The sequence below is a fragment of the Thermincola sp. GK-1 genome (assembly GCF_059412445.1).
The window spans coordinates 1-16,856 of the sequence record NZ_JBSQAT010000012.1 but is presented as its reverse complement, the minus strand read 5'-3'; the positions used below and the strand labels follow the sequence as shown (position 1 = coordinate 16,856).

General features: G+C 43.9%; 21 protein-coding genes and 1 riboswitch. Of the genes, 15 read left to right on the top strand and 6 right to left on the bottom strand.

What is annotated here, in order from left to right; genetic code table 11:
- Positions 1-19 precede the first annotated feature (19 nt).
- The 11 genes from ACSNJE_RS11590 (at position 20) to ACSNJE_RS11540 (ending at position 11,375) form a co-directional block, all read left to right on the top strand.
- Positions 20-307: an anti-sigma factor family protein gene (locus ACSNJE_RS11590; protein ID WP_495252710.1), complete on the top strand. Its 288-nt coding sequence runs from the start codon at positions 20-22 to the stop codon at positions 305-307.
- A 205-nt stretch (positions 308-512) separates the two neighbouring features.
- A complete protein-coding gene (locus tag ACSNJE_RS11585; protein WP_495252709.1) occupies positions 513-1,445 on the top strand; it encodes a sigma-E processing peptidase SpoIIGA in 933 nt (310 codons plus the stop codon).
- A 15-nt stretch (positions 1,446-1,460) separates the two neighbouring features.
- Complete coding sequence (gene sigE, locus ACSNJE_RS11580; protein ID WP_052216846.1) at positions 1,461-2,189, top strand: RNA polymerase sporulation sigma factor SigE; 729 nt, start codon at positions 1,461-1,463, stop codon at positions 2,187-2,189.
- Positions 2,190-2,816: 627 nt separating this feature from the next.
- Entirely contained in the window at positions 2,817-3,590 is a 774-nt protein-coding gene (gene sigG / locus ACSNJE_RS11575) for an RNA polymerase sporulation sigma factor SigG (protein ID WP_013120994.1), read from the top strand.
- Between the two features lie 58 nt (positions 3,591-3,648).
- Positions 3,649-4,416, top strand: a complete 768-nt coding sequence (spoIIR, locus tag ACSNJE_RS11570) for a stage II sporulation protein R (RefSeq protein ID WP_474774313.1) — start codon at positions 3,649-3,651, stop codon at positions 4,414-4,416.
- A 91-nt stretch (positions 4,417-4,507) separates the two neighbouring features.
- The gene (locus tag ACSNJE_RS11565) at positions 4,508-5,341 is read left to right on the top strand and encodes an SDH family Clp fold serine proteinase (protein WP_474774314.1); all 834 of its coding nucleotides are present in this window, start codon (positions 4,508-4,510) and stop codon (positions 5,339-5,341) included.
- 53 nt (positions 5,342-5,394) lie between these two features.
- Positions 5,395-5,655, top strand: coding sequence for a YlmC/YmxH family sporulation protein (locus ACSNJE_RS11560; RefSeq protein ID WP_083436747.1), 261 nt, complete (start codon positions 5,395-5,397; stop codon positions 5,653-5,655).
- Between the two features lie 257 nt (positions 5,656-5,912).
- Complete coding sequence (cooS, locus tag ACSNJE_RS11555) at positions 5,913-7,826, top strand: anaerobic carbon-monoxide dehydrogenase catalytic subunit (RefSeq protein ID WP_495252708.1); 1,914 nt, start codon at positions 5,913-5,915, stop codon at positions 7,824-7,826.
- A 298-nt stretch (positions 7,827-8,124) separates the two neighbouring features.
- A complete protein-coding gene (locus tag ACSNJE_RS11550; protein WP_495252707.1) occupies positions 8,125-8,652 on the top strand; it encodes a YpiB family protein in 528 nt (175 codons plus the stop codon).
- Positions 8,653-8,867: 215 nt separating this feature from the next.
- Positions 8,868-9,323 carry a transcriptional regulator NrdR gene (gene nrdR / locus ACSNJE_RS11545; protein ID WP_013120988.1) on the top strand — a complete coding sequence of 152 codons (456 nt, stop codon included), beginning with the start codon at positions 8,868-8,870 and terminating at the stop codon, positions 9,321-9,323.
- Positions 9,324-9,347: 24 nt separating this feature from the next.
- The gene (locus tag ACSNJE_RS11540) at positions 9,348-11,375 is read left to right on the top strand and encodes an anaerobic ribonucleoside triphosphate reductase (RefSeq protein ID WP_052216842.1); all 2,028 of its coding nucleotides are present in this window, start codon (positions 9,348-9,350) and stop codon (positions 11,373-11,375) included.
- Positions 11,376-11,723: 348 nt separating this feature from the next.
- On the opposite strand, the gene ACSNJE_RS11535 is transcribed toward ACSNJE_RS11540, so the two are convergent.
- On the bottom strand, positions 11,724-11,969 hold the full coding sequence (locus tag ACSNJE_RS11535; RefSeq protein ID WP_052216841.1) for a hypothetical protein: 246 nt from the start codon (positions 11,967-11,969) through the stop codon (positions 11,724-11,726).
- Between the two features lie 98 nt (positions 11,970-12,067).
- Between ACSNJE_RS11535 and nrdG the strand changes: the two genes are divergently transcribed.
- Entirely contained in the window at positions 12,068-12,580 is a 513-nt protein-coding gene (gene nrdG / locus ACSNJE_RS11530) for an anaerobic ribonucleoside-triphosphate reductase activating protein (protein WP_474774318.1), read from the top strand.
- A gap of 36 nt (positions 12,581-12,616) precedes the next feature.
- Here the strand turns inward: nrdG and ACSNJE_RS11525 are convergent, their stop codons facing one another.
- On the bottom strand, positions 12,617-12,856 hold the full coding sequence (locus ACSNJE_RS11525; protein WP_052216840.1) for a MoaD/ThiS family protein: 240 nt from the start codon (positions 12,854-12,856) through the stop codon (positions 12,617-12,619).
- 257 nt (positions 12,857-13,113) lie between these two features.
- Positions 13,114-13,263, top strand: a riboswitch (cyclic di-AMP (ydaO/yuaA leader).
- Positions 13,264-13,269: 6 nt separating this feature from the next.
- Here ACSNJE_RS11525 and ACSNJE_RS11520 point away from each other — a divergent pair.
- A complete protein-coding gene (locus ACSNJE_RS11520) occupies positions 13,270-14,046 on the top strand; it encodes a cell wall hydrolase (protein ID WP_474659178.1) in 777 nt (258 codons plus the stop codon).
- 181 nt (positions 14,047-14,227) lie between these two features.
- Positions 14,228-14,668, top strand: coding sequence for a hypothetical protein (locus ACSNJE_RS11515; protein WP_474774319.1), 441 nt, complete (start codon positions 14,228-14,230; stop codon positions 14,666-14,668).
- A gap of 161 nt (positions 14,669-14,829) precedes the next feature.
- Here the strand turns inward: ACSNJE_RS11515 and ACSNJE_RS11510 are convergent, their stop codons facing one another.
- From ACSNJE_RS11510 to ACSNJE_RS11500, 3 genes are read right to left on the bottom strand one after another with little or no spacing between them, the layout of a single operon-like run.
- Entirely contained in the window at positions 14,830-15,363 is a 534-nt protein-coding gene (locus tag ACSNJE_RS11510; RefSeq protein ID WP_052216838.1) for an Hsp20/alpha crystallin family protein, read from the bottom strand.
- 7 nt (positions 15,364-15,370) lie between these two features.
- Entirely contained in the window at positions 15,371-15,607 is a 237-nt protein-coding gene (locus tag ACSNJE_RS11505) for a hypothetical protein (RefSeq protein WP_013120980.1), read from the bottom strand.
- Positions 15,604-15,873 (bottom strand): hypothetical protein, encoded by a 270-nt coding sequence (locus ACSNJE_RS11500; protein ID WP_052216837.1) that lies wholly within the window; start codon positions 15,871-15,873, stop codon positions 15,604-15,606. Before ACSNJE_RS11500 ends, ACSNJE_RS11505 begins: the two co-directional genes overlap by 4 nt.
- 131 nt (positions 15,874-16,004) lie before the next feature.
- Here ACSNJE_RS11500 and ACSNJE_RS11495 point away from each other — a divergent pair, with 131 nt between their 5' ends.
- Positions 16,005-16,262: a hypothetical protein gene (locus ACSNJE_RS11495; protein ID WP_052216836.1), complete on the top strand. Its 258-nt coding sequence runs from the start codon at positions 16,005-16,007 to the stop codon at positions 16,260-16,262.
- A gap of 346 nt (positions 16,263-16,608) precedes the next feature.
- Here ACSNJE_RS11495 and ACSNJE_RS11490 read toward each other — a convergent pair.
- On the bottom strand, positions 16,609-16,856 hold a 248-nt coding region (locus ACSNJE_RS11490; protein WP_495252706.1), incomplete at its 5' end, for a hypothetical protein.

Below are 16,856 nucleotides of genomic sequence, written 5' to 3'. Positions count from 1 at the left end.
TTGTGGGAGGGATGTAGGGGTGAACTGTAAAGAATGTCGGTATCTGTTATTCGATTACGTGGACAATAAGCTTACTCCCGATACAAAAGAAATTATCGACGAGCATTTACAGGTTTGCCCCGAATGTGCTGCCCGGTTGGAAGCTTTGCAGGTCCGGCAGGAGGAGCTGGAACAAGCATCCGGAATGTTTTTTTACCTTTTTAAACCTTCCGGGGGGTTCAAAAGGTTATTTATTATTGCCTCTTTGTTAACAGCGTTATTATTTGCCATACTTACTTACCTACATTTTAAAAATTTTATTTTTTAGCTAATTGTCCCAAATTATGGACTGAAATCAAACCTTTGTCAATTTCGGACGTAAATTGACGGAGGTTTTTTTTGTGGGTGCAGCCTATGTGACAGATTTTGCCGGGTAAGTCGTAGTATAATGGGCATATAACTTGTCATATAGGGCTTATTCCTGGCATATACTGCTAATATGATAACCGGGTTTGTTGCGGAGGTGCTTTGCCATGTCCTCCAAAACTGTTATCTATGTATATCCTGATTTAGTTTTTGCCATAAGTTTTATTATGAATCTGATAATTCTGTGGGGTACCAACAGGATAGCCCGTTTGAGGGCTGGGAAACTCAGATTAGTTACGGGCGCTGCCATTGGAGCCCTGTATTCAGCAGCCGCGGCTTATCCCAATTTGGCTTTTCTGTATTCCTTTGGCATAAAAATGGTTTTTGGCACAATTATGTTTCTTACCGTCTTTTTCCCACTAACGGCAAAAGATTTTATTTTCGGAATGCTATATTTCTTCCTGGTGTCCTTCAGTATTGGGGGCATATTTTTTGGTATTATATTTTTGCTCAATTCTTCGGGTTTGAGCGCCCAGTTATTCACCGGTCTTGCGTCTTTAATTCAGTCTAAATTTGGTATTAGTATTATTTTTACTTCCATTGTGGCGGGTATGCTAATAAAATGGGGTCTCCCTTTCTTTAAAAAAAATGGGTTGCATGGAGTGTTAAAGGTACCGGTGAAGGTGCTTTTTGGCAACCGGCAGATTGAAGTCGAGGCTTTACTGGATACGGGTAATCAACTGCAGGACCCTATTTCTCTGACGCCCGTCCTGGTAGTGGAGTATGCGGCCATAAGTGAATATTTACCGGCCGAAATGCGCGATTACTTTGAAGCGGAAGAACCGGATTTGGCCAAAATTGCCGGAGGCATAACAGACCAATTCTGGTCGGCCAGGTTTCGGGTTATTCCTTTTACTTCATTGGGGCGAAGCAACGGAATGCTGGTCGGTTTCAGACCGGACCAAATAGAAGTCAGAAAGGGGGAACAGATCTATACCCGGAAAAACGTAATTGTGGGAATCTATAACAAGACGTTAAGTCCGGACGGGAAATACAAAGCTTTGTTGCATCCGGATATTTTGGAGGAAATTTCAGCTTAGTTAGGAGGAAAGCTGATGGGTAATCGGTTATTGCGAGTAAAATGGAACTTGCGGCTGATGCTGATCAAGCTCCTGCTGAGGCTTGGGCTGCGGGCAGAAGTTCATTATGTGGGAAGCAGCGAAGCTTTGCCGCCACCTTTATCTAATGCCGAAGAAAACTATCTTATATCCAAGCTGGCCACCGGCGATGCGGCAGTAAGAAGTGTTCTGATTGAACGGAACTTGCGGCTAGTTGTTTATATTGCCAGGAAGTTTGAAAACACCGGGGTTGGTATTGAGGACCTGGTTTCTATCGGTACAATCGGATTAATTAAAGCTGTAAATACTTTTGACCCGGCCAAAAAGATAAAACTGGCCACTTATGCTTCCCGCTGCATAGAAAACGAAATACTCATGTACCTGCGCAGAAACAATAAAACCAGGGCTGAGGTCTCCTTTGATGAACCCATCAACATTGACTGGGACGGAAATGAGCTTTTGTTGTCTGATGTTATGGGTACGGAAAGCGATATTATTTATAAATTTATAGAAGAAGAGGTTGACCGTAAGTTGCTGGCTCTGGCATTGCAGAAACTTAACGGGCGTGAGCGCAGGATAATGGAATTAAGATTTGGCTTAATTGACGGGACCGAAAAGACGCAAAAAGAAGTTGCCGATATGCTGGGCATTTCCCAGTCGTACATATCCAGATTGGAAAAGCGTATTTTGAAAAGACTGCGCAAAGAGATACATAAAATGGAGTAAGGCAACGGTTGTTTTGCCTCCACAGCGGCACCGTACAGCAGCATCATCATCTAATACTGGAAGGGTGTAATACTGGAAGGGTGTAATACTGGAAGGGTGGGTGGGGTGTCCCGGCTACCACGGAGCTTTGTGCTGCAAAACCTGGCCGGGCAGGCAGCGTTCCCGAACTCGATGGCTCATACTGAATTTCTTACAGGTCAGGCCGCCTCCCGTCCGGACACTCAACATACGTTGAGCGCCGGACTTCCCGGCGGCCTTCGCCATCTTCGGATATGCGGGAACTCTCTACCTGCCCGGTTGCGGTTTTGCGGGCGCAGTCGCTCCTTAAGGGGCTGCCTTTAGACAGCCCCTCAGATTGAAGATAAAGTTACATAATAGGACACGGGCAAATAGGGCTTCCTTTACGGAAGCCCTGATATTTTTTTAAGAGGTTTGCCGTGCAAACCAACCTTTTGGCCGGGTTCAGTGATTTCAACCGATCGGAGTTTACACTGTCTCTGCCCGGAGCCTCGAAGCAACGGTTGATCCACCGGCGCAGCGGCAATTAAATGTATAAACCCATTTTCTTTTGGCAATAATCCTAGTAAAAACCGAATACTGCAAACCTGGAAGGGAGACGGCACAGACATGATGATAAACAAAGTAGAAATATGCGGTGTAAATACTTCAAAGCTTCCGGTTTTGTCCAGTAGTGAAATGCGCAAGATTTTCGAACAGATGCAAGCCGGGGATAAATCAGCTCGGACTAAATTAATAAATGGCAACTTGCGACTGGTACTCAGTGTGATTCAACGGTTTACAAACAGAGGAGAATATGTTGACGATCTTTTTCAGGTAGGGTGCATTGGCTTGATGAAAGCCATTGATAATTTCGACTTAAGCCAGAATGTGAAGTTTTCAACCTATGCAGTGCCTATGATTATTGGAGAAATCCGGCGGTATTTAAGAGACAATAATCCGATCAGGGTAAGCCGTTCCCTCAGAGATGTAGCTTACAAGGCTTTGCAGGTTAGAGACGCTTTGGTTAATAAGTATTCTCGTGAACCTTCCATTAACGAGATAGCCAGTGAACTGAAAATGCCGCGGGAAGAAGTAGTTTTTGCGTTAGATGCTATTCAGGAACCCATTTCATTATTTGAACCCATTTATCACGACGGTGGTGACCCCATCTATGTGATGGACCAGATCGGCGATGAGAAAAACCTCGACGGTAATTGGCTGGAAGGCATTTCGGTAAGGGAAGCCATGAGGAAACTGAATGAACGGGAAAAACTGATTTTGACCCTGAGGTTTTTTGAAGGAAAGACCCAAATGGAAGTTGCCGAAGAAATAGGAATTTCCCAGGCGCAGGTATCCCGCTTGGAAAAAGCGGCCCTAAAACACATGAGAAAATATATGTAGTTGCCCTCGGAGCAACGGAATTTGGTCACTGGCCATTGTTAAGGAGGTAGACATCAAAATGCGGAGTATAAAAACACAAGAATGTAATAAGGCTGCAAAGAGAACATTGTTGGACTGTACCAAAGGGTATGCGGCCGGTTGGACCCCGCGGAAAGCCCTGGCTGTGGCAGCTTTCGGCGTACTGATGGGCGGTTTCTTTTTAGGTATTGCTGCAGCCGGTGGGTTTAACGATGCGGGCGAGCTTTACGTGCAGGCCTATAACCAGAATAACCTGATTCGTTTTCATGTTATTGCCAATAGCGACAGTGTCAGGGATCAGGCCTTAAAGCGCAGGGTCAGGGATGTAATTGTCAACTATATGACACCCAAGTTTGAACAGGCGAAAAACGCGGCTGAAGCCCGAAAAATTTCTGCCCAATACCTCGACGAAATGCAGGAAATTGCCCAACAGGAGGTTTATCGTTGGGGAGCCCAATACAAAGTGAAGGCATTACTGGGTAAATTTACTTTTCCCGCCAAAACCTACGGCAGTATTACCCTGCCGGCCGGTGAATACCAGGCTGTACGGATAGTTTTAGGCGAAGGTGCGGGAGCCAACTGGTGGTGTGTATTATTTCCTCCCCTTTGTTTTATCAGCGGTTCAAAGGAAATGCCTGCAGAGACCTTGCCGGGAGAAATACCCGGCCATAAAGGGGATAACATTACCAATACAGAAAAGAATAAAGATAAACAGGAATTTGAGACTGAAGTAAGGGTAAAGTTCAAAATTCTTGAGATTTTGCGCAATGAATTTGGCAAAAGCAGTATAACTGCTAAAAACTACTAATTGAGTAAAAACATGCCATTGTAGGTTGCCTTAATTAAGACTCTGTTCTGCAGGGTCTTAATTAATACGTGAGATTGAAGGAGTAACAGAGATGTCGTTTTTTGATTTATTCTGGGCAATATTTATAGTTATGTCACTTGTCCCGATTATTAATCAACAGAAGATTACCAGAGCCAGGTACAATCTCATCCATGAAATAGAAAGGAAACAGGGGTGCAGGTTAATAACACTTATTCACCGGCAGGAGTCTTTTAATTTGCTGGGAATATTATTTGGCCGTTTTATAAACATAGAAGATTCAGAACAGGTTTTGAGAGCTATCCGACTTACTCCGCAGGATATGCCCATCAGCCTGGTTTTGCACACCCCCGGAGGTTTGGTACTGGCATCGGAGCAGATAGCGCATGCTCTGGAAAAACACCGGGCTAAAGTTACTGTATATATTCCCCACTATGCCATGTCTGGGGGAACGTTAATTGCTTTGGCGGCCGATGAAATTGTGATGGATGAAAATGCTGTCCTTGGCCCTGTTGACCCCCAGATTGGAGAATACCCGGCGGCATCAATCGTGAAAGTGTTGGAAGAAAAAGAAAGAAATGAAATTGACGACAAAACCATTATCCTGGCCGATGTGGCCAAAAAGGCATTAAAGCAGGTAGAGGATTTTGTGTACGGTTTATTAAAAGACAACCTGGGAGAAGAAAAAGGACGGGAATTAGCGAAAATACTTACGGAGGGCCGCTGGACCCATGATTACCCGATAACTTACGATACATTGAAAGAGATGGGCCTGCGGGTGACCAATGATTTGCCCATTGAAATTTACCGGTTAATGGAACTTTACCCTCAGCCGACGCAACGGAGACCGTCGGTCCAGTATATTCCCGTACCTTACAATCAAAATAAAGACAGACAAGATAGATAGTAACATATTGACAACCCCTCACATATAATAGAGTGAGGAGGTGGAAGGCCGTGATGAAGGTATCTGATTTGCGCTTGAGGGAAGTCATCAACGTTTACAACGGCAAAAAATTGGGGCTAATCAGAGATATTGAATTTGATCTGGACCAGGGCAAGATAAAATCCATTATTTTACCGGGAGGTAATAAGGTTCTCGGGTTGCTGGGTAAAAATGATGATATAGTGATTCCATGGCATAAGATAAAAAAAATGGGGTTAGATGTGATATTGGTTGAACTCAATGATTTTAATGATACCCGGTATGAAGAATATTAAAGGCCAGGATATATCAAACGTATGGAAAGGCTGCTGCCTGGAGAGGCTGAAGCCTTTTATTTTTGCCAAAATAGTTCTCTTTAATGGTATAAAGTGCTGTTATGGAGGTACACTACTTTCTGAATATCTAGGAAATTATGCTTTGAGGTAAAATTTGGATCACCTCAAAACATGATTTCCGGATATCAACAAAAGTTTCCTTGAGGTTTCGATAGAAACGTTTGTTCTTTTAGAAAATCTGTTAAGGAGGAATGATTATGAACCGAATGGTTAGGCATCGTACAGGTGATCGGGTGAGTGTTCATGACTCGGTTCAGGAAATGTACGAGCGCCTGCATAAAGACGGCATGAGCAATACCTTTGACCGGTTTGACCCTCAGGAGAAGATCAGGTGTGGTTTTTGTTCAGCGGGGGTCAGTTGCCAACTATGTACTAACGGTCCCTGCCGTATTTCCGACCAAGCAGGGGCTATGCTTGGGGTATGTGGCATTACCCCCGACGCGATGGCCATGCGGGATATGCTGCTCCGAAATGCCATGGGCGCGTCAACCTACGCCCATCATGCCTATGAAGCTTTCAGAACTTTAAAGTCCACCGTTGAAGGCAAGACACCGTTTAAAATTACTGACCGTGACAAGCTTTTCTGGTTTGCCGGACAATGTGGGGTAAGTACTAACGGTAGTCCCGAACAGGTAGCTTCGTGGTTGGCAGACTTCCTGATGTATGAACTACACCGTGGTTATGATGAGCCCAGTAAAATTATTGCTGCCTTCGCGCCCCCACCCAGGCAGAAAAAATGGCAGGATTTGGCCATTTATCCTGCGGGTACCTTACATGAAATTAAAGATGCTGTAGCCAGTTGCTTAACCAATGTGGATGGAGATTTCCTGTCCATGGCCAGAAAAGCATTACGTTTGGGAATTGCTACCATTTACGGAGCACAGATCGGGCTGGAAATGGTTCAGGATATTCTCTTTGGCACACCGATGCCCCATGAAGTGGAAGTTGATTTGGGGATCTTAGACCCTGCATACGTGAACATTGTCTTTAACGGTCATGAGCCATGGGTCGGTATGGCCACCTACCTGGCTGCCAAAAACCCGCAGGTCCAGCAGCGGGCGAGGGAAGCCGGCGCGAGAGGGCTGCGGGTTATCGGTTCCATTGAAACAGGGCAGGAAATGCTACAGCGTCTACCAATGGATGAGGTTTTTCGGGGCTTAACCGGCAACTGGTTAGCTATCGAGCCTGCTTTGGCAACGGGCGCCATTGATGTTTTTGCCATGGATGAAAACTGTTCACCACCTTACCTGAAACCTTATGAGGAAAAGTACGGTGTTACATTAGTCAGTGTCAATGACCTGGTGAGGATTCCCGGAGTAGATAAAAACTTCGATTACAAGCCGCCGGAAGCTGCACATATTGCCAATCAATTGATAGATCTGGCCATTGGCAATTTTAAGGCACGTAAAGGTAAAGTAACTCCCAAAGTGCCGCAAAAAATAACCAAGGCTATTTCCGGTTTTTCGACGGAAGCAGTTTTAAAGGCCCTCGGAGGTACTCCCGATCCGCTGGTCAGCGCCATTAAAGCGGGAAAAATTAAAGGTGTTGTGGCCTTGGTCAACTGTACCACATTGTCTACTGGTCCCCATGATTATATGACCGTAAATTTGGCCAAGGAATTAATTAAAAAAGACATCATGATTGTCAGTGGCGGGTGTGGTAATCATGGCCTGGAAGTAGCCGGGCTGTGTAACCTTGACGCCATTAATATGGCGGGCCCGGGATTACAGGAAATATGCCGGAGCCTGAATATTCCGCCGGTTCTGAGTTTCGGTACCTGTACAGATACCGGGAGGATTTCCATGTTGACGACGGCCTTGGCAAATCACCTTGGGGTTGATTCAGCAGATTTACCTATCGCAGTAACCGCCCCCCAGTATTTGGAACAAAAAGCTACCATTGACGGGATGTTCGCTTTAGCTTACGGGCTTTATACCCATTTGTCACCTACTCCTCCCGTAGCAGGAGGCCCCGAATTAGTCAAGCTTCTAACTGAGCAGTTGGAAGGATATACGGGCGGTAAGGTTGCATTGGGAGATGATCCGGTAGAAGCAGCAAAAGGTATTGAAAACCATATTCTCAAAAAGCGGGCTAAATTGGGATTAGATTAAATGATTGACAGAAATTAAGACCGGTAATGTCTGGTAGTTAATCTAAAACGGGCTTAACAGTTAACTGGAAGCAGACTTGAAGTCTAACAGCCAGGGAGTCCACCGGCGCACTACGGAAGAACCGGCGGTTTACCGCATTTTTATATGGCGGTGAAACTGCGCTGGCGGTAGTGGCAGCCGGTGGACTTTATGTTACACCATTAATTACCACCCATAATTTAAAAGGATTTTTTACGTCCTTGTCTAATAAAGGTTCATATTTATTGTTTTAACAAACTTAAACCAATCGGGTGGTAATATGGACGAAATTATGGCTAGAAAAAAGAAGTTTTTGGCCTGGTTTATGGAAAAAAATCAGCTCAAAAGACCTGATACATACCAAATTCTGCAACTGCTTTTCCATGAAGAACAGTTGCTGCGGATAAGTCATTTTGTGGATGATGTCAGGTATTTACCAAATGCCCTGATTATTTCGGCAGAAGGCGCACCTACGGTGTCTTTCCTATGCCGAATAAACGGCATTTATTACGAAAATGTGGCTGAAGTAACAGCGGTTTTAATTAACAACCCGCCGGAAGAACTATATATCAGACTTGCCTTTGACCGGGAATTAATATGTTGTCCCTGTATTGAACAGTTGGCCGAAGAGCCGGAGGTTGAGTTTTCCGAGAGGCTAAAAAAATTAGAGAGCGAACTAAACAGAATAGCATTTATGAAGGAAGAAAAAAGGTTGAAATTACAGGCTGAAATTGACGATGCTTTGGAAAAGAGGGATCGGGACAGGTTTTATTATTTATCTGATTTGTATAAAAAATTTTTTGGTTAAAAAGAGCACGGAAGATATTTTACCGTGCTCTTAAAATTTTTTGTTAATATGCTGCCACCATATTTTTCCTTGACTATACCATATATAGTGTTATATAATAAATATGCCCCAAGATATTGTATAGTGAATGATTCTTGGGGAATTAACATTGGTATTCTATACGGGACCATTATATTCCTGCGAAACACTATTCTGACAATTTGGTGGGATGGAAAATGCGGTGTCCTTTTTGTGGTTTTTCTGAAAGCAGGGTTTTAGACTCCAGGCCGGCAGACGACGGAAATGCCATCCGCAGGAGGCGGGAATGTGGCGAATGTAACCGTCGATTTACGACCTATGAAAAAGTGGATGAAATACCGCTGATTGTTGTAAAAAAAGACGGTAGGCGGGAGGTGTTCGACAGGGGGAAAATTCTCGGCGGTATAATCAAAGCCTGTGAAAAAAGACAGATTCCACTCACGGAGATGGAAAAAGTGGTAGAAGAAATCGAGAAAGAGTTGCGCAACAAGATGGAAATGGAGGTAGGTTCGGTGCAAATCGGCGAAATGGTAATGGAACGGCTGCGGAATTTGGACGAAGTAGCTTATGTCAGATTTGCCTCGGTATACCGCCAGTTTAAAGATGTAAACAATTTTATTCAGGAACTGGAGAAATTGTTGAAAAAGAATTAATGGTTAGCTTAAGGGGGCCTGTAGATGTTTACTTCTATTAAAAAGCGAGATGGAAGAGTAGTTGATTTTAATGAAACGAAAATTACTGATGCAATTTTTAAAGCAGCTCAGGCTGTGGGTGGCGAAGACCGGCAGATTGCAATGGAATTAACCCTGGAGGTATTAAAGTATTTAAAGCAAAAATATAACGGCCAACTTTTTTCTGTAGAAGATGTGCAAGATGCTGTAGAAAAAATATTGATCGAAAACGGGCATGCTAAGACGGCTAAAGCTTATATTTTGTATAGAGCTCACCGTACCAGAATACGGGAAGCAAGGTCGGAACTGATGGACGCTGTTCAGGAAATATTGCGTGAAACCAACAGGGAAAACGCCAACATTAGTAATTCCCCTTCAGCAAAAATGCTGCAAATTGCCAGTGCGGCCAGCAAAAACTTTTACTTGTCCAGGATGATTCCGGAAGAGCAGGCCCAGGCACATATTAACGGTGATATACACATACATGACTTGGATTTTTATGGTAAAACGCTTACATGCATACAGATTCCTCTCGGAAGGCTGCTGCGCGAAGGATTTAATAACGGACATGGCTATATCAGGCCGCCAAAAAGGCCTACTTCAGCAACAGCATTAGCTGCCATAATACTGCAAAGCTCTCAGAACGATATGCATGGCGGGCAGTCTTTTGCCTTTTTTGACCGCGATATAGCTCAATTTGTGAAAGACGCCTCTGACGACGAAGTATACCAGGCTATGGAAGCCTTTATATATAATCTGAATTCCATGCATTCCAGGGCCGGCGCTCAGGTTCCTTTTTCCAGTTTGAACATTGGTACTGATACATCGCCTGAAGCCCGGAAGGTGGTAAAAAACCTGCTTTTGGCTTATGAAAAAGGGTTGGGCCGGGGAGAAAACCCGATATTCCCCAATATTATTTTCAGAGTTAAAGAAGGAATTAACTTAAATGAAGGGGATCCCAATTACGACTTATTTAAACTGGCCATAAGGGTTGCCTCCCGCCGCTTAAATCCTACTTTCAGCTTTATGGATTCTTCTTTTAACAGCCCCTATGGCTGTGAGGTTTCTTACATGGGCTGCCGTACCAGGGTTATGTCCAATGTTAACGGTCCCGAGGTGACAGAAGGACGTGGTAATCTTTCATTTACCACTATTAACTTGCCCCGTATAGCTATTAAATCGGGCACCAACATTGACAAATTCTATCGTGAATTGGACCGTATCCTGGAATTATGCATAAATCAGTTGTACCACAGGTATCGGGTTCAGGCCAGGCTGAAAGTTAAAGACATGCCGTTTTTGATGGGACAACACCTTTATCTGGATTCTGAAAACCTGAAACCCTGTGACGAAATAGAACCGGCTATCAAACACGGGACTTTGTCCGTAGGTTTTATTGGCCTGGCTGAGACTTTAAAAGTACTAACCGGCAAAAATCATGGTGAATCTGCGGAAGCCCAGGAGATGGGGTTGCAGATTGTTGCCCATATGCGGGAAAAAATGGACGAGGCGACAGAACGCTTCCATTTAAATTATACTTTGCTGGCTACTCCGGCTGAAGGCCTGTCGGGCAGGTTTGTTCGCTTGGATCGTAAAGAATATGGAATAATTCCGGGAGTAACCGATAAAGAATACTACACTAACTCATTCCATGTACCTGTCGGTCAGGACATCAGTTGCTTCCAAAAGATAAGTATCGAAGGGCCGTACCATAAATACTGCAATGCCGGGCATATAAGTTATGTGGAATTTTCTGCCCCGCCGATTCACAACGTGGAGGCCGTAGAAGATATTTTAAGGCACATGAAAAACAGCGATATAGGTTATGCCGGTATAAATTTCCCCGTAGATTTCTGCATGAGCTGTAGTTATATAGGAGTGATTAATAAAGATGAGTGCCCCATGTGCGGTTCGATAGATATAAAAAGGGTCAGACGGATAACGGGTTATCTCAGCACCGTCGATAGGTTTAACGATGCCAAACGGGCCGAATTATACGACAGGGTGCCGCACAGGTTACTGGAAAGGGAATAGGACCTGACGGAAAGGGAAAAGGCTGCGCTTTTTGTGCAGCCTTTTTTGGGGGTCAGGGTTAATTACCATAGAACAACAGGATTAAAATGAGGAAAAGGATAAAAGCTGCTCTGGGGTTCCACCCTGCGCAACCGTCTACCATGACTATCCCTCCTTTGAGTTTTGATCAATTTCTAATTTTTGATGTTGTATATTATGCGGCGTACAAAAAAAGTGTGCACGTTGTACAACGGTCTTTTCCCTGTACAAATGTTTTAAGACAAAATAAAACTACCCGGTAAAAAGCCGGGCAGTTTTGTATCGGGCTTTTGGCACCAATGACTCTGAAAAAGTTTAAACCCTTGTGATTTATTTTCTTTTCAGGTAAGGGATTGTCCAAGCTATCCACCCGGCGGCAATAAAGGCTAATTTTACAGGTATCAGACGTCTGTCTGCCGGCATATCGAGCTCCCCGGACAATATATCAACGACAAAGGGGACAATAAAAATCAACAGGCTGGGCAGGAAGGACCTGTCCCTGGTTTTGCGTAACTGATAGAAAGAAGTTATTAGCCCTAAAATGATTGCCGTAGGTAAAACAAATTTTGTAAGCATAATTTTCCTCCGTTTGCGTGTTTCTTGCCGCCTTTTATTTATAATTGCACGTATATTTATTATATCTTAATGGATGGTAACAAGCAAAGAGGTGACAAATGGTTATGAAAATACGTCTGGCAGGATTGGCAAAGGAAAGTGTGGTCGATGGTCCGGGCCTGCGGTCGGTAGTCTTTGCCCAGGGCTGTCCGAGAAGATGTCCCGGTTGCCATAATCCCGACGCTCTGGATCCCGATGGAGGGAAAGAAGTTGATATTGATGAAATAGTATCCACGATAGTTAAAAACCCCTTGGTCAAAGGGGTAACATTCTCAGGGGGTGACCCCTTTTTACAGGCAGCCGGCTTTGCCGCACTGGCAGGTAAATTAAAAGACCGGGGGTTAAATATATTAACCTTTACCGGTTACACTTGGGAAGAATTGCTTGCATTATCGGAACGCGACAAAAATGTGAAAAAATTAATCGAGCTTTCAGATATCATTATTGACGGCCCCTTTATTGAGGCGGAAAAAGACTTGAACCTGGCTTTTCGTGGTTCACGAAACCAGCGCATTATTGACGTGAAGAAAAGCCTGGAGAGCGATAAAATAGTTGAAATGGAACTTAATTGACGTTGCAGTTCCGGTAAAACAGATTTACTTTGTACTTTAACCTCCTCCTACAGGCGGGAAAATGCCCACCCTGTCTCTATCTTTTAAAACTGTTGAGGCGGGCGAAGCGCTTCCGTTAACCAGGGTAACAAAGGCCGCTTTTTCCGGTATGCCAAGTTGCTTAAGCAGATCAGTGATGGTAGCGTTTTCGCCTGCATGGACAGTAAAAGGTTCGCCGCTTTTCGTACCCTCCACATATCTATGCAACCCTGCAAAGAGCCTGACTTCCAATTCCATAATACACTTCCTCCTTCAAAACTATCATTTTAGTCTTATTATAGCATGTTTCCGGCCTTTAAAGATATTATACTGTTTACTGACGGTGGTTAGTCGGAGAAAGTTTCAAAATGAAAAGAAGAACAAAAATTCAGACGAAACCCTTTTCCTCAGTTTAAATAGCTAATTCTTTATTTTTTGGCTGTAAGGTATTTGTTGGCTATTATGGGAATATTTAAGGTATCCTGTTCCCTGCCAAAAGAGGGTATAATTAACTTGTCCCTGTCAAGCCGAATCCATTTTAGGTACGGAGGAACCAGTTAAGGCTATTCCAGCCAGGGGTGAATCGCATAAGGTTCACTTATGTGTAGGGTTGTCCTTTCCACCCGAACCCGTCAGCTAACTCCGGAGGCGTTAAGAAAGGAGGAAATTTTATGAAACGGTCTGTTGCGTTGACTTTAGCAGTATTGTTGTTGGCGGTTACATTGGGAGGCTTTTTTGTATTCAAAGCTGAGGCAGCCGTGTCATATACGGTAAAGAAGGGTGATACCCTTTACTTGATAGGGCAACGCTTCGGCGTATCGGCTGCAGCTCTTAAAGCCAGTAACGGTTTAACCAGTAATACCGTTTACCCTGGCCAGAGGTTAAACATACCTGTTAGTTCGTCAGTTAGTTCCGGTAACCGCTATGTGGTGCAGAAAGGTGATACCCTGTATCTGATTGCCAAAAGATTTGGTACCACCGTTGAGGCGATTAAGTCTGCCAGCAATTACTGGAAGGATACCTTATATGTGGGACAAGTTTTAACAATTCCTCAGCGGTTCAGCCGTCCTACCGTTACCGTATCCAGGAGTGCATCACGTTCTGACCTGGACCTGCTGGCCAGAGTTGTTTATGCTGAAGCAAGGGGCGAACCTTACGAGGGGCAGGTGGCTATAGCTGCAGTTATTCTGAACAGGGTAAAAAGCCCAAACTTCCCCAATTCAATAGCCGGAGTTATTTATGAACCACTGGCTTTCAGTTGTGTGGCTGACGGGCAGATCAATTTGCGTCCGGACCAGACGGCCTATAAAGCGGCTCAGGATGCTTTGAGTGGTTGGGATCCAACGGGTGGGGCTCTTTATTACTGGAATCCTTCTACCGCAACAAGTAAATGGGTTTGGTCACGTATAATCACCAAAAAAATCGGTAACCATGTTTTTGCAAAATAATTTGAGCTCCAATACATAAGAGACCTGCAAGGGTCTCTTTTATTTTCTCTGGTAGGTTATGAGCACATACTTCTCAAAAGTGCATACTATATAATATGTAAAAGAAATAAAAGATGTGCCGAAGAAGTTGCTATTTTAGGCAAAATATTGGTAGTTAAAAATTAATTCGGGGGGTTGTTTTTTGCTCTGGGATTACTTAAACAACATATTTAAACCGCATAAAAACAATTCACCCGCATTTTCCAAAGCAAATGGCCTGGCCGAACTACGTGAAAGATTAACTGACTTGGAAAAGGAACAAAAGAAATTACGTAATGTCATAGAAAATAAGTGCTGGACCATAGAGAAGGTAATAATAGAACATATGCATACAGATAAGTTCGAAATAAACCTGGATGCAATTGATGTTAAAGAATTGAGCGGAGTGCTAAGCGTGGGACTAAATTACGGCGGCAAAGTGATTAAAATGGAATCTCAAGAGGGGGAAAGCCAAAAAAAGGCGCTGCATGAAAACAAGCAATCAGTTAAACAAGGGGAAAATAAAGAAGCGGAGCAAGTGCAGGGAATGGAGGTCAAAAAAAATTATATTCCAAAAGTGAGAATGAGCTACAGGGCTCAATAAAATTTATGACCGGTTGCCATGGCCAGTGATGACTACTGTAATGGTGAAACAATCGTTGCCTTGTTTCACCATTACAGTAGCTGGCCAGCGAGCGACAGTATTTTGCACAGGAAAAAGTTCACCAATTTTTAAATGGGTGAACTTTTTCCTTCTTACCTGTGTTACAGAAAATTTACTCTGATATCATGCGTGTCTTCCGAATTGAATTCCTTAGGCAATCTAATTTCCAGAGTGCCGGATTTATAGATGGCTTTAGCATCAAGATAATTTACCGGTGCCGGTAATTTCACAGTGTGCGATATTTTCCGCGGCGAGACAGGTTCGGCATCCTTGTGCAGTTTTATCCTGTCATGGTCAAGTTCAACAATATTTGCCGGTGGACTTGCTTCAATCCACAAAGTTACTCCGCTTAACTTAACCCTTATATCCGTCGTTTTTTCGAGACCCGGTATCGGTAATTTAACAATAACTTCGTCGGAAGTTTCGAATACTTCTGTTTTGGAGGAAAAAGATTGCTGTTTTCCTCCGGTAATTTGACGCCAAAAATTGGGTCCCAGTATATCGTTTATGTATTTTTCCAGCCATGGGAATTGTTTCATTTGTTCAAACCACATAGAAACACTAGGTATATTTCTTTCCTTTAATACATCAAAGGGATTAAAATTTTGACCATCAAAAGGATTAAAACTGTTCATAGGCAAATTACCCCTTTTTCACCTGACAATTTAGCGGTTTAACAGTCATGTCGAAGATATCCGGGTCACTCAGTAAATTGAGGCGGCTGCCAATCAAGTTGCCGTCTCCGTTAACCCGCCCAAAAGAATAATTGGTTTTAGACCGTGTTCGCCATCCCTGAAGGCTGCTTTCGCCGTAATTTAGTACGGCATTATTCTGAGCAACTGTTAAATGAGAGTTGCCTATATATATTTCCGTCTTCATTTTTGGCTCCTTTCTAATAATGGGTGTCCGTAAGATTCGCCTATAAACTCTTTGCTGAACATATCAACAGAATCTGGGTCTTCGACACTTGCTATAAGATCATGAAAAGCATTACAGTCTCCGGATAGCCTGCCGAAGCCGCTGTTCACCTTGCTATGGGTTCGCCAGTCATTAAAATAATTGCTGCCAATTGCTACAGCAGAACCGGTATCGACATCAGCTATTCGTAATGTATTGATATTAATTTGCAGGGAACCCACCATCATAGTTTATCACCTGCCTTTTATTTATTAAGTTATGTCTGAAATACTAAATTCGTGATTGGGTCTAAAGCACAATATAATTTTACCGGCATAGACTATAATTAGGTTCATTAATTTTAGGGAGGGAAAGACCTATGGCTGTAGCCATTATTACAGGTTTTAATCAAATAAACCAGTTGCGCAATAATGCTAACTTATCACAAGGTAAAGGCGTTTTTGATTCATGGACATATATGGCTAAAGCAAATATTAGTGTTGGACAGGTGGCCGGTAACCTGAACACATTCCCAACGGGGGTCAATCTGATCAATGATGTAGATTTGATTGATTCCGTTATTACCGATGCAGGGTTGAAATCTCCTGTAGGACCTTCAATCATTGAAGTTATCTAAAGACCCTTTGGCAGTTCTCTGTTAATATTTTACCGGACTGGAGGTTAGATGCTAGAGCATACAGATGTTACTTGCTGAAAAGGCCTAGTTGCCTAAGTTATAATGATATATGCTAAGGTTTTGTTATTGCCCCGCATCCCGAAAAAATTTTTGCGGAAAGGGGGAGTGAAAACTGAAAAGGTTGACCACTGTACTGGCGTTAGGTTTGGTAGTTATGGGTTATGGTGTCATGCCGCAGACCATAATGCCCCAAACCTTTGCCGCTGAGGCAGAAGCGATGGGTATTAATCATCCGGTGCCAGTGCACGAAAGTATAACACTATCTGATTCTGCGGACCAAGTTCAGTCAGCTTCGACCGGCGACCCTAAGCAGAAAGCTGCTGACGAGGCCAAGCAGGCACCAGATGAGAAAGCGCAGCCGGCGCCCGTCGTAGAAGCGAAGCCGGCCCCGGCCGAAGAGGTACAGCCAGCGCCCGCCGTAGAAGCGAAGCCGGCCCCGGCCGAAGAGGTACAGCCAGCGCCCGTCGTAGAAGCGAAGCCGGCCCCGGCCGAAGAGGTACAGCCAGCGCCCGCCGTAGAAGCGAAGCCGGCCCC

Bases quoted from the DNA above. Each gene is read 5' to 3' on its own strand.
- ACSNJE_RS11585 (WP_495252709.1), top strand. From the start codon at position 513: ATGTCCTCCAAAACTGTTATCTATGTATATCCTGATTTAGTTTTTGCC.
- sigE (WP_052216846.1), top strand. From the start codon at position 1,461: ATGGGTAATCGGTTATTGCGAGTAAAATGGAACTTGCGGCTGATGCTG.
- sigG (WP_013120994.1), top strand. From the start codon at position 2,817: ATGATGATAAACAAAGTAGAAATATGCGGTGTAAATACTTCAAAGCTT.
- spoIIR (WP_474774313.1), top strand. From the start codon at position 3,649: ATGCGGAGTATAAAAACACAAGAATGTAATAAGGCTGCAAAGAGAACA.
- ACSNJE_RS11565 (WP_474774314.1), top strand. From the start codon at position 4,508: ATGTCGTTTTTTGATTTATTCTGGGCAATATTTATAGTTATGTCACTT.
- ACSNJE_RS11560 (WP_083436747.1), top strand. From the start codon at position 5,395: ATGAAGGTATCTGATTTGCGCTTGAGGGAAGTCATCAACGTTTACAAC.
- cooS (WP_495252708.1), top strand. From the start codon at position 5,913: ATGAACCGAATGGTTAGGCATCGTACAGGTGATCGGGTGAGTGTTCAT.
- ACSNJE_RS11550 (WP_495252707.1), top strand. From the start codon at position 8,125: ATGGACGAAATTATGGCTAGAAAAAAGAAGTTTTTGGCCTGGTTTATG.
- nrdR (WP_013120988.1), top strand. From the start codon at position 8,868: ATGCGGTGTCCTTTTTGTGGTTTTTCTGAAAGCAGGGTTTTAGACTCC.
- ACSNJE_RS11540 (WP_052216842.1), top strand. From the start codon at position 9,348: ATGTTTACTTCTATTAAAAAGCGAGATGGAAGAGTAGTTGATTTTAAT.
- ACSNJE_RS11535 (WP_052216841.1), bottom strand. From the start codon at position 11,969: ATGCTTACAAAATTTGTTTTACCTACGGCAATCATTTTAGGGCTAATA.
- nrdG (WP_474774318.1), top strand. From the start codon at position 12,068: ATGGTTATGAAAATACGTCTGGCAGGATTGGCAAAGGAAAGTGTGGTC.
- ACSNJE_RS11525 (WP_052216840.1), bottom strand. From the start codon at position 12,856: ATGGAATTGGAAGTCAGGCTCTTTGCAGGGTTGCATAGATATGTGGAG.
- ACSNJE_RS11520 (WP_474659178.1), top strand. From the start codon at position 13,270: ATGAAACGGTCTGTTGCGTTGACTTTAGCAGTATTGTTGTTGGCGGTT.
- ACSNJE_RS11510 (WP_052216838.1), bottom strand. From the start codon at position 15,363: ATGAACAGTTTTAATCCTTTTGATGGTCAAAATTTTAATCCCTTTGAT.
- ACSNJE_RS11505 (WP_013120980.1), bottom strand. From the start codon at position 15,607: ATGAAGACGGAAATATATATAGGCAACTCTCATTTAACAGTTGCTCAG.
- ACSNJE_RS11500 (WP_052216837.1), bottom strand. From the start codon at position 15,873: ATGATGGTGGGTTCCCTGCAAATTAATATCAATACATTACGAATAGCT.
- ACSNJE_RS11495 (WP_052216836.1), top strand. From the start codon at position 16,005: ATGGCTGTAGCCATTATTACAGGTTTTAATCAAATAAACCAGTTGCGC.